The sequence below is a fragment of the Streptomyces mayteni genome, from assembly GCF_054783955.1.
In genome coordinates this window covers 19,700-27,947 of the sequence record NZ_BAAGPR010000108.1, presented here as the reverse complement: position 1 = coordinate 27,947, position 8,248 = coordinate 19,700, and the positions used below count along the sequence as shown (strand labels likewise).

The following is an 8,248-nucleotide window of genomic DNA, read 5'->3' as shown; positions in this document are numbered from 1 at the left end:
CTTCGGGCGCGGGGGCGCCGGCCGCGCCGGCGCCGCCGACCCCGGTGGGCGCCCGGTACTCGCCGAACACCCCGCGCAGCGCGTCCGCCCACTCGCCGGTGGTCACCCCGGCGCGGGCGCACTCCAGGGTGGGCGGCATCAGGTTCCGGTCGGTCTCGGCGGTGCGCCGCAGCGCGTCCAACGCGCGGCGGGCCGCGGCCGCGTCGCGCCGGGCGCGCCAGCGGTGCAGCGCCTCGAGGACCGGCGCCTCGGCGGCCGGGTCCACGGTGAGCACCGCCGCGTCGGGGTCGGCGGTCAGCGGGCTCGGCTCGGTCTCGGGGTAGCAGTTGACGCCGACGATCCGCTCCTCGCCGCTCTCCACCCGGGCCCGGCGGCGGGCGTGCGAGTCGACGAGCCGCGACTTCAGGTAGCCGGAGGAGACGGCCGCCAGCGCGCCGCCCATCTCCTGCACCCGCCCGATCTCCGCCCACGCCTCGGCGGCCAGCGCCTCCGTCTTCGCGCGCACCACGTGGCTGCCGGTGAACAGGTCCTCGTGCTCCAGCAGGTCGCTCTCCTCGGCGAGCACCTGCTGGATGCGCAGCGACCACTGTTGGTCCCAGGGCCGGGGGAGGCCCAACGCCTCGTTCCAGGCCGGGAGTTGGATGGCCCGGGCGCGGGCGTCCCGGGAGAGCGTGACCGCCAGCATCTCCAGCACGATGCGCTGCACGTTGTTCTCCGGCTGCGCCTCGGTGAGGCCGAGCGAGTTGACCTGCACGCCGTAGCGGAAGCGGCGCAGCGTCGGGTCGGTGACGCCGTAGCGCTCGCGGGTGAGCCGGTCCCAGACCTCCCCGAACGCCCGGATCTTGCACATCTCCTCGACGAAGCGGACGCCGGCGTTGACGAAGAACGAGATCCGGCCGACGACGTCGCCGATCCGCCCCGGGCTGATCTGCCCCGAGTCGCGTACCGCGTCGAGGACGGCGATGGCGCTGGTCATGGCGTAGGCGATCTCCTGGACGGGCGTGGCGCCCGCCTCCTGGAGGTGGTAGCTGCACACGTTGACCGGGTTCCAGCGCGGCAGGTGGCTGACGGCGTAGGCGATGGTGTCGGTGGTGAGCCGGAGCGAGGGGCCCGGCGGGTACACGTAGGTGCCGCGGGCCAGGTACTCCTTGACGATGTCGTTCTGGGTGGTGCCGCGCAGCACGGCGGGGTCGGCGCCCTGCTCCTCTGCGACGACGCGGTAGAGGGCGAGCAGCCACATGGCGGTGGCGTTGATGGTCATCGAGGTGTTGGTGCGGTCCAGCGCGATGCCCTCGAACAGCTGCCGCATGTCGCCGAGGTGGGCGACCGGGGTGCCGACCCGGCCGACCTCGCCGCGGGCCAGCGCGTGGTCCGGGTCGTAGCCGGTCTGGGTCGGCAGGTCGAAGGCGACGGACAGGCCGGTCTGGCCCTTGCCCAGGTTGCGCCGGTAGAGCGCGTTGGACGCCTGGGCGGTCGAGTGTCCCGCGTAGGTGCGCATCAGCCAGGGGCGGTCGCGGCGCGCCATCTCAGGCCCCGACGGGTTCGGCGGCCGGCGAGCGGAACAGATCGATGGCGGCGAGGTGCCGGGCGCGCAGCTCGTGGTCGCGGACGCCGAGCCCCTCGGCGGGCGCGAGGGCGAGGACGCCGACCTTGCCCTGGTGGAGGTTGGCGTGCACCTCGTGGGCGGCCTGGCCGGCGGCGGCCAGCGGGTGGACCCGGGACAGGGTCGGGTGGATCCGGCCCTTGGCGACCAGTCGGTTGGCCTCCCACGCCTCGCGGTAGTTGGCGAAGTGCGAGCCGACGATCCGCTTGAGGCTCATCCACAGGTAGCGGTTGTCGTAGGCGTGCTGGTAGCCGGTGGTGGAGGCGCAGGTGACGACGGTGCCGCCGCGGCGGGTGACGTAGACGCTGGCGCCGAACGTCTCGCGCCCCGGGTGTTCGAGCACGATGTCGACGTCCTCGCCGCCGGTGAGTTCGCGGATCCTGGCCCCGAACCGCCGCCATTCGCGCGGGTCCTGGGTGTGCTCGTCGCGCCAGAAGCGGTAGTCCTCGGCGGCGCGGTCGATGACGGCGGTGGCGCCCAACCGGCGGCAGAGTTCGGCCTTCTCGGGGCTGGAGACGACGCACACCGGGGTGGCGCCGCCGGCCAGCACGAGCTGGGTGGCGTAGGAGCCGAGGCCGCCGCTGGCGCCCCAGATCAGCACGTTGTCGCCCTGCTTCATGGCGGCGCCGTTGCGGGACACCAACTGCCGGTAGGCGGTGGAGTTGACGAGTCCCGGCGCGGCGGCCTCCTCCCAGGAGAGGTGGCGGGGCTTGGGCATCAGCTGGTTGGCCTTGACCAGCGAGAGTTCGGCCAGGCCGCCGAAGTTGGTCTCGAAGCCCCAGATCCGCTGCTGGGGGTCGAGCATGGTGTCGTCGTGCCCGTCGGCCGACTCCAACTCGACGGACAGGCAGTGCGCGACGACCTCGTCGCCTGGCCGCCAGGCGTTGACGCCCTCGCCGACCCGCAGCACGACGCCGGCCAGGTCGGAGCCGATGACGTGGTACGGCAGGTCGTGGCGGGCGGCCGCCGGCGAGAGCCGGCTGTAGCGTTCGAGGAAGCCGAAGGTGGGGACGGGCTCGAAGAGCGAGGTCCACACCGAGTTGTAGTTGATCGAGCTGGCCATGACGGCGACCAGGGCCTCGCCGGGGGCGAGTTCGGGCACCGGCACCTCGTCCAGGTGCAGGGAGGCGCGCGGGTCCTTGGCGTTGCTCGGCAGGCCGTCGAACATCGCGGTCTCGTCCTTGTGCACGGTGATGGCGCGGTAGGACTCGGGGAGCGGGAGCGCGGCGAAGTCCGCGGCGCCGGCTTCCGAGTCGTCCAGCGCGGCGATCGCCGCGAGGATCTCCTTCACGGGCTGCCTCCGAAGGCAGGCGGAACACGACAGTTGGCGGTGCGCATGCGGCGGTGAACGCGGTGTGCGGTGCTGCGCGGCTCGCGTGGTGACGCGGCGTGCCGGGCGCCCGCGAGTGCGTGGGACAGCGCCCGGATTCCCCGTACCGTATGGCACCCCGTGCCAGACGGCAAGGCACTGCGTGCCTAAAATCTCGCTCATTTGTCGAGTCGACCCGCGCAGCTGAGCGTCGGATCGGCCGGCGGCGCGCGCCGGAGGGGACTAGGAGCGGTCGGTCAGGGCCTGTTCGATGGTGCGCATGACCTCGCTCAGCGGCGCGTCCGTGCGCGCCACCGTCACCAGCACCTCGCCCCTGGCCGAGGTGAAGGCCGCCGGTGGCGCGGCGGTGGCGGCGATCACCGGCAGCGAGGCGAAGGTGCGGCGCACGATGGCGAACGCGTGGTCGAGCTCGGCCTCCACGTCGCCCTCGCCGTCCCGCCGCAGCCAGCGCCGCAGCACGTGGTTGTGGGCCGTGACCACGGAGGCGGCCGCCACCTCGGCCAGCAGCGGCTCGTCCCCGTTGTGCGAGTTCTCGTCGAACTGGCCGAGCAGATAGCGGGTGAAGAGCCGCTCGTAGCGCGCGACCGAGGCGATCTCCCGCTCGCGCAGCGCCGGCACCTCGCGGGTCAGCCGGTAGCGCTGCACCGACACGGCGGGGGACGCCGCGTACATCTTCATGACCTCCTTGATGCCGCGGCACACCGTGTCGATCGGGTTCTCGTGCGCGGGCGCGGCGTCGAGCACGGCCTTGGCGCGCTCCAGGGTGTCGTCGTGGTCGGGGAAGATCGCCTCTTCCTTCGACCGGAAATGGCGGAAGAACGTCCGGCGGGCGACCCCGGCGGTGGCGGCGATCTCGTCCACCGTGGTGGCCTCGTACCCCTTGCTCGCGAACAGCTCCATCGCGGCGGCGGCGAGCTGCCGGCGCACCTTGAGGCGCTGGTGGGAAACCTGGGGTCGGACGGACTTCACGGGCTGGGCCATGAGGCGAAACTACTCCATCCCGCATTTCCGACGCGCCGCCGTTTCGGCGCCGGTCAGCGCGGGCGGCCGTGGTCGTGGAAGCCCCGCCCGGTCTTCCGGCCCAGGCAGCCGGCCGTCACCAGTTGCCCGAGCAGGCCGGCCGGGGCCAGCGCCGGCTCGCGGAACTCGCGGTGCAGGGTCCGTTGGATGGCCAGCGCGACGTCGAGGCCGACGACGTCGAGGAGTTCGAAGGGCCCCATCGGGTAGCCGCCGCCCAGCCGCATCGCGGTGTCGATCTCGGCCGGCGTGGCGTAGTGCTCCTGCACCATCCGCACCGCGTCGTTGAGATAGGGGAAGAGCAGGGCGTTGACGATGAAGCCGGCCCGGTCGCGGCAGTCCACCGGGTGCCTGCCGAGCGTCGCGCAGAGGGCGTGGGCGGTGGCGTGCGCGGCGTCACCCGTGAGGACCGTGCGCACCACCTCCACCAGGCGCATCGCGGGGGCCGGGTTGAAGAAGTGCAGGCCGATCACGTCGGCGGGCCGGGCGGTGGCCCTGGCACAGGCGATCACCGGCAGCGAGGAGGTGGTGGTGGCCAGCACGGCGCCCGGCCGGCAGACGCCGTCGAGCCGCCCGAACAGCCGCCGTTTGACGGCCAGTTCCTCCACCACCGCCTCGACCACCAGATCGGCATCGGCGAGCGCGTCGAGCGCGTGGGCGGGCCGGACGCGGGCCAGCGAGGCGTCCCGCTCGGCCGCGGCGAGCCGGCCCCTGGCGACCCGCCGGTCGAGCGAGGCCGCGATCCGGTCGACGGCGGCCGCGGCCTTCGCGCCGTCCCGCGCCACCAGCGTGACCGGCACCCCGGCCGCCGCGCACACCTCGGCGATCCCGGCGGCCATGGTGCCTGAGCCCACCACGCCGACCGACGCCACGGCGCGCGGTTCGGCGAGCGGCCCCCGGCCGTGCGGGGTCAGCTCGTCCGGCACCACCTGGCCGCTGTGCGGCGCCCGGTAGGTGTAGAAGCCGCGGCCCGCCTTGCGGCCCGTCATGCCCGCCTCGGCCAACTGCCCGAGCACCGGCGCCGGCGCGTGTGGGCGGCGCCCGGTCCGCTGGTGGAGCGCGTCGAGCACGGCGCGCGCGGTGTCGACGCCGATCAGGTCGAGCAGCGCGAGCGGGCCCATCGGCAGCCCGCAGCCGAGCCGCATCGCGGCGTCGACGTCCTCGCGGGTGGCGTAGCGCGACTCGTACATCGCGGCGGCCTGGTTGAGGTAGCCGAACAGCAGCCCGTCCGCGAGGAGTCCAGGCCGGTCGCCGGCGGGCAGCGGTTCCTTGCCGAGGTCGCGGGCGAGCTCGGTGACGGCGGCCAGCGTCTCGGGCGCGGTGAGCACCGAGGACGCCACCTCCACCAGGCGCATCGCGCGGACGGGGTGGAAGAAGTGCAGCCCGACCACCCGCGCCGGGCGCGCGGTCTCGGCCGCGAGCCGGGTGACGGGCAGCGCGTCGGTGGTGGTGGCCAGGACGGCGGTGGGGCGGACGATCCCGTCGAGCGCGGTGAACAGGGCGAGCTTGAGCGCGTAGTCCTCGGGCACCGCCTCGATCACCAGATCGGCCGCGGCCGCGGCGCGCAACTCGGTGTGCACGCTGAAGCGGGCCTGCGCAGCCGGCCCGTTCGGGGTGTTCGGAGTGTTCGGCGCGGCCAGGGCGGCGAGCGCGCGGTCGGCGGCCGCGGGCGAGACGTCGACGCCGATCACCTCGCGCCCCGACCGGACGAGGGCGGTGGCGAGGCCGACGCCGAGGGTGCCGAGCCCCACGACGGCGACGGTCGGGAACACGCCGCCGGCGGCGGGCTGTTCGACGGCGAGTCGCGGGGGAGGCTGGGTGGCGGACTGCATGGGGGACTCCAGGGTGACGACCGGGCAGGGGCGAACCGTTCGCCGGCGGGCCCCTGTCCCGGAGGCCGGCCGAGGAGGTTCGTGGTCGCGTCACCACATCGCATGAGCCGCATAGCGCTCTGATGAGCAGCGTACCGAGTCGGCGTCAGCCACCGGAACCCCCGCGACCGCCCCACCCGTTGTGGCCCGGGTCACGCGCGAGCCCGGCCGCCTCGGCGTCCTCCGGTCGCGGCTCCCTCGTCCGTGTCGGCCCCGTTCGCATGAGTCGGCCGCGTGGTCGAGCGGGGCTCCCGCGACCGGCGCGCCGATCGTCAGGTGATCACCTGGTGATCACCGACATGCGGTGTGCCTACGATGGGCAGCGTCCGTCCGAGCGGTGATCCAGCCGGGGGCCGCGGGAGGAGAGGGGAAAGCGATGTCCGCTGATGTCTCGGGGCAGGGGCCGCTGCCGGCCGCGTTTCTGACGCCGGGTTCTTCGTCGTTCGTGGACTTCCTCAGGACGTACTCGCCCGAGTCGCTGCCGGCCGGGCGCGAGATCCCGGTCGTGCGCGGCGCGGGGGACGTCCGGCACGGCACCACCATCGTCGCCGCCTCCTACGCCGACGGCGTGCTGCTCGCCGGCGACCGCCGGTTCACCGCCGGCAACATGATCGCCCACCGGGACGGCGAGAAGGTCTTCCCTGCCGACGAGTTCTCGGCCGTGGGCATCTCCGGCACCGTCGGCCTCTCGATCGACATGGTGCGGCTCTTCCAACTGGAGTTGGAGCACTACGAGAAGGTCGAGGGCGTCCCGCTCTCCCTGGTCGGCAAGGTCAACCGGCTGAACGCCATGATCCGCGAGAACCTCCCGATGGCGATGCAGGGCTTCGCCGCCGTCCCGCTGTTCGCCGGCTACGACCTGACCGCCCGCCGGGGCAGGATCTTCTCCTTCGACATCACCGGCGGCCACTCCGAGGAGTTCGGCTTCGCCTTCACCGGCTCGGGATCGCCGTTCGCCCGTGGCTCGCTCAAGAAGCTCCACCGGGAGGGGATGAGCGAGGAGGACGTGGTGACCGTCGTCATCCAGGCCCTCTACGACGCGGCCGACGAGGACACCGCCACCGGCGGGCCCGACCTGACCCGCCAGCTCTTCCCGAGCGTCGCGCTGATCACCGAGGACGGCTACCGTCGGCTGCCGCGGGGCCGTGTCGCCGAGCTGGCCGGCGCCGTGCTCGGCCGCCGGCGCGAGCGCCCCGACGGCCCGACCGCGCCGACGCTCTGACCATCCGGGCTGCTGGCGGCCACGGCCCGGTTCAGCGGACGATCACGCGGAGCAGTTCCACGCCGATCCCCAGGAGCCGGTGCACGTCCATCCGGTGGTAGACGTACCGCCCACTCCTTTCCGAGGTCAGCAGTCCCGCGGCGCGGAGTTTCGCGAGATGCCGTGAGACCTGCGGCCGGGTCATTCCCGAGCGGCGGGCCAGATCCGACGTGGTGATCGCCTCGTTGACCATGTGGCGGCACAGGCTCAGGCGCGCCGGATCGGAAAGGATCGTCAACCGTTGGCGCACCTCGTCGATGGACGGGGGCTGGCCGCGCCACGCCACCGGATAGTGCAGCACCACCGGAAATCCCGGTTCGCCCCGAATGATCAGATGTGGGCGGCCGTGAATGGTCGGGACCAGGAAGACGTCGTTCCCGCTGAGCGGCACGGTCAGGTTCTGCAGCTTGTCGAAACGCACGGCCCGCCCGTCCCGCACCGGCCGCGCGGCCGGGCTCACCGAGGAGAGCAGCTCCGCGAGCGGCAGTCCCCGGAGCCGGGAACGGGTCCCCTCGACCTCGTCGCGCAGCCGCCCGTGAATGCGCTCCCATTCCTTGGCGAAGAACTCGTCCACGGAATCCTCGAGCGTCCGGACGAGAACGCTCCGAAAAGCCTCGGGATCGTCGATCAGCGACCTCGCGAGTTCACCGCGGGAGAACGAACGCGCCTCGCACGCCGCGACGAATTCCCGGGGGCTGGTGACCGCTCCCTTCGGGGCGAAGGAACCGCCCTGAATCGCATAGGCGGCGGCCTCGACGAAATCGTTCTCCGGGAGTCGCGAAACGCGGTCGAGTTCCGTCGCCATCTCGACGTCGAGCGGCGGGCTCAGCGGTAGCAGCAGCCGGCAGCGGCGCCTGGCCCAGAGCGGCGCGAACCGCGTCAGTCGGTGCCCCAGGTCCTGGGGCATCGATTCCCCGATCCCCATCAGCCACGACCGTGACTCCAGGTGGTGGTCGGGCTCCGCGAACGAGTGCAGGCAGGCCTGGAGCTCGGAGATCGGCGACGTTCCGATGACCACGTCCGAGCTCTTCGCCCCCCTGAGGTCGAGTAGCACTGGCACCCGACGACTGTAATCGAACAGTTGACGTCCTCGCGGTAACAGTCGGGTCTCCGGCGCCGACCCCGACCTACAGTCCCGGCTCATCAGCGGACGGAACGACGCGAAG

6 protein-coding genes are annotated in these 8,248 nt (G+C 73.0%); 1 reads left to right on the top strand and 5 read right to left on the bottom strand.

The annotated features are described in order from the left end of the window. The 4 genes from ACYVPE_RS32385 to ACYVPE_RS32370 all read right to left on the bottom strand — a co-directional run. A partial coding sequence (locus tag ACYVPE_RS32385; RefSeq protein WP_461037348.1) for a methylmalonyl-CoA mutase family protein occupies positions 1–1,525 on the bottom strand: 1,525 nt, incomplete at its 3' end. Position 1,526: 1 nt separating this feature from the next. Then, positions 1,527–2,894, bottom strand: coding sequence for a crotonyl-CoA carboxylase/reductase (gene ccrA, locus ACYVPE_RS32380; RefSeq protein WP_461037347.1), 1,368 nt, complete (start codon positions 2,892–2,894; stop codon positions 1,527–1,529). A 261-nt stretch (positions 2,895–3,155) separates the two neighbouring features. Next, positions 3,156–3,914, bottom strand: a complete 759-nt coding sequence (locus ACYVPE_RS32375; protein WP_461037346.1) for a TetR family transcriptional regulator — start codon at positions 3,912–3,914, stop codon at positions 3,156–3,158. Positions 3,915–3,967: 53 nt separating this feature from the next. Continuing rightward, positions 3,968–5,782 (bottom strand): 3-hydroxyacyl-CoA dehydrogenase family protein, encoded by a 1,815-nt coding sequence (locus ACYVPE_RS32370; RefSeq protein ID WP_461037345.1) that lies wholly within the window; start codon positions 5,780–5,782, stop codon positions 3,968–3,970. A gap of 415 nt (positions 5,783–6,197) precedes the next feature. On the opposite strand from ACYVPE_RS32370, the gene prcB reads away from it, so the two are divergent. Then, positions 6,198–7,043, top strand: a complete 846-nt coding sequence (prcB, locus tag ACYVPE_RS32365) for a proteasome subunit beta (RefSeq protein ID WP_461037344.1) — start codon at positions 6,198–6,200, stop codon at positions 7,041–7,043. A 31-nt stretch (positions 7,044–7,074) separates the two neighbouring features. Here prcB and ACYVPE_RS32360 read toward each other — a convergent pair whose 3' ends face one another. Beyond that, entirely contained in the window at positions 7,075–8,226 is a 1,152-nt protein-coding gene (locus ACYVPE_RS32360; protein ID WP_461037343.1) for an ArsR/SmtB family transcription factor, read from the bottom strand. Positions 8,227–8,248: the final 22 nt, after the last annotated feature.

Excerpts from the sequence above, each read along its gene's own strand:
- ACYVPE_RS32360 (WP_461037343.1), bottom strand. The coding sequence starts at position 8,226 with ATGAGCCGGGACTGTAGGTCGGGGTCGGCGCCGGAGACCCGACTGTTA.
- ACYVPE_RS32370 (WP_461037345.1), bottom strand. The coding sequence starts at position 5,782 with ATGCAGTCCGCCACCCAGCCTCCCCCGCGACTCGCCGTCGAACAGCCC.
- prcB (WP_461037344.1), top strand. The coding sequence starts at position 6,198 with ATGTCCGCTGATGTCTCGGGGCAGGGGCCGCTGCCGGCCGCGTTTCTG.
- ACYVPE_RS32375 (WP_461037346.1), bottom strand. The coding sequence starts at position 3,914 with ATGGCCCAGCCCGTGAAGTCCGTCCGACCCCAGGTTTCCCACCAGCGC.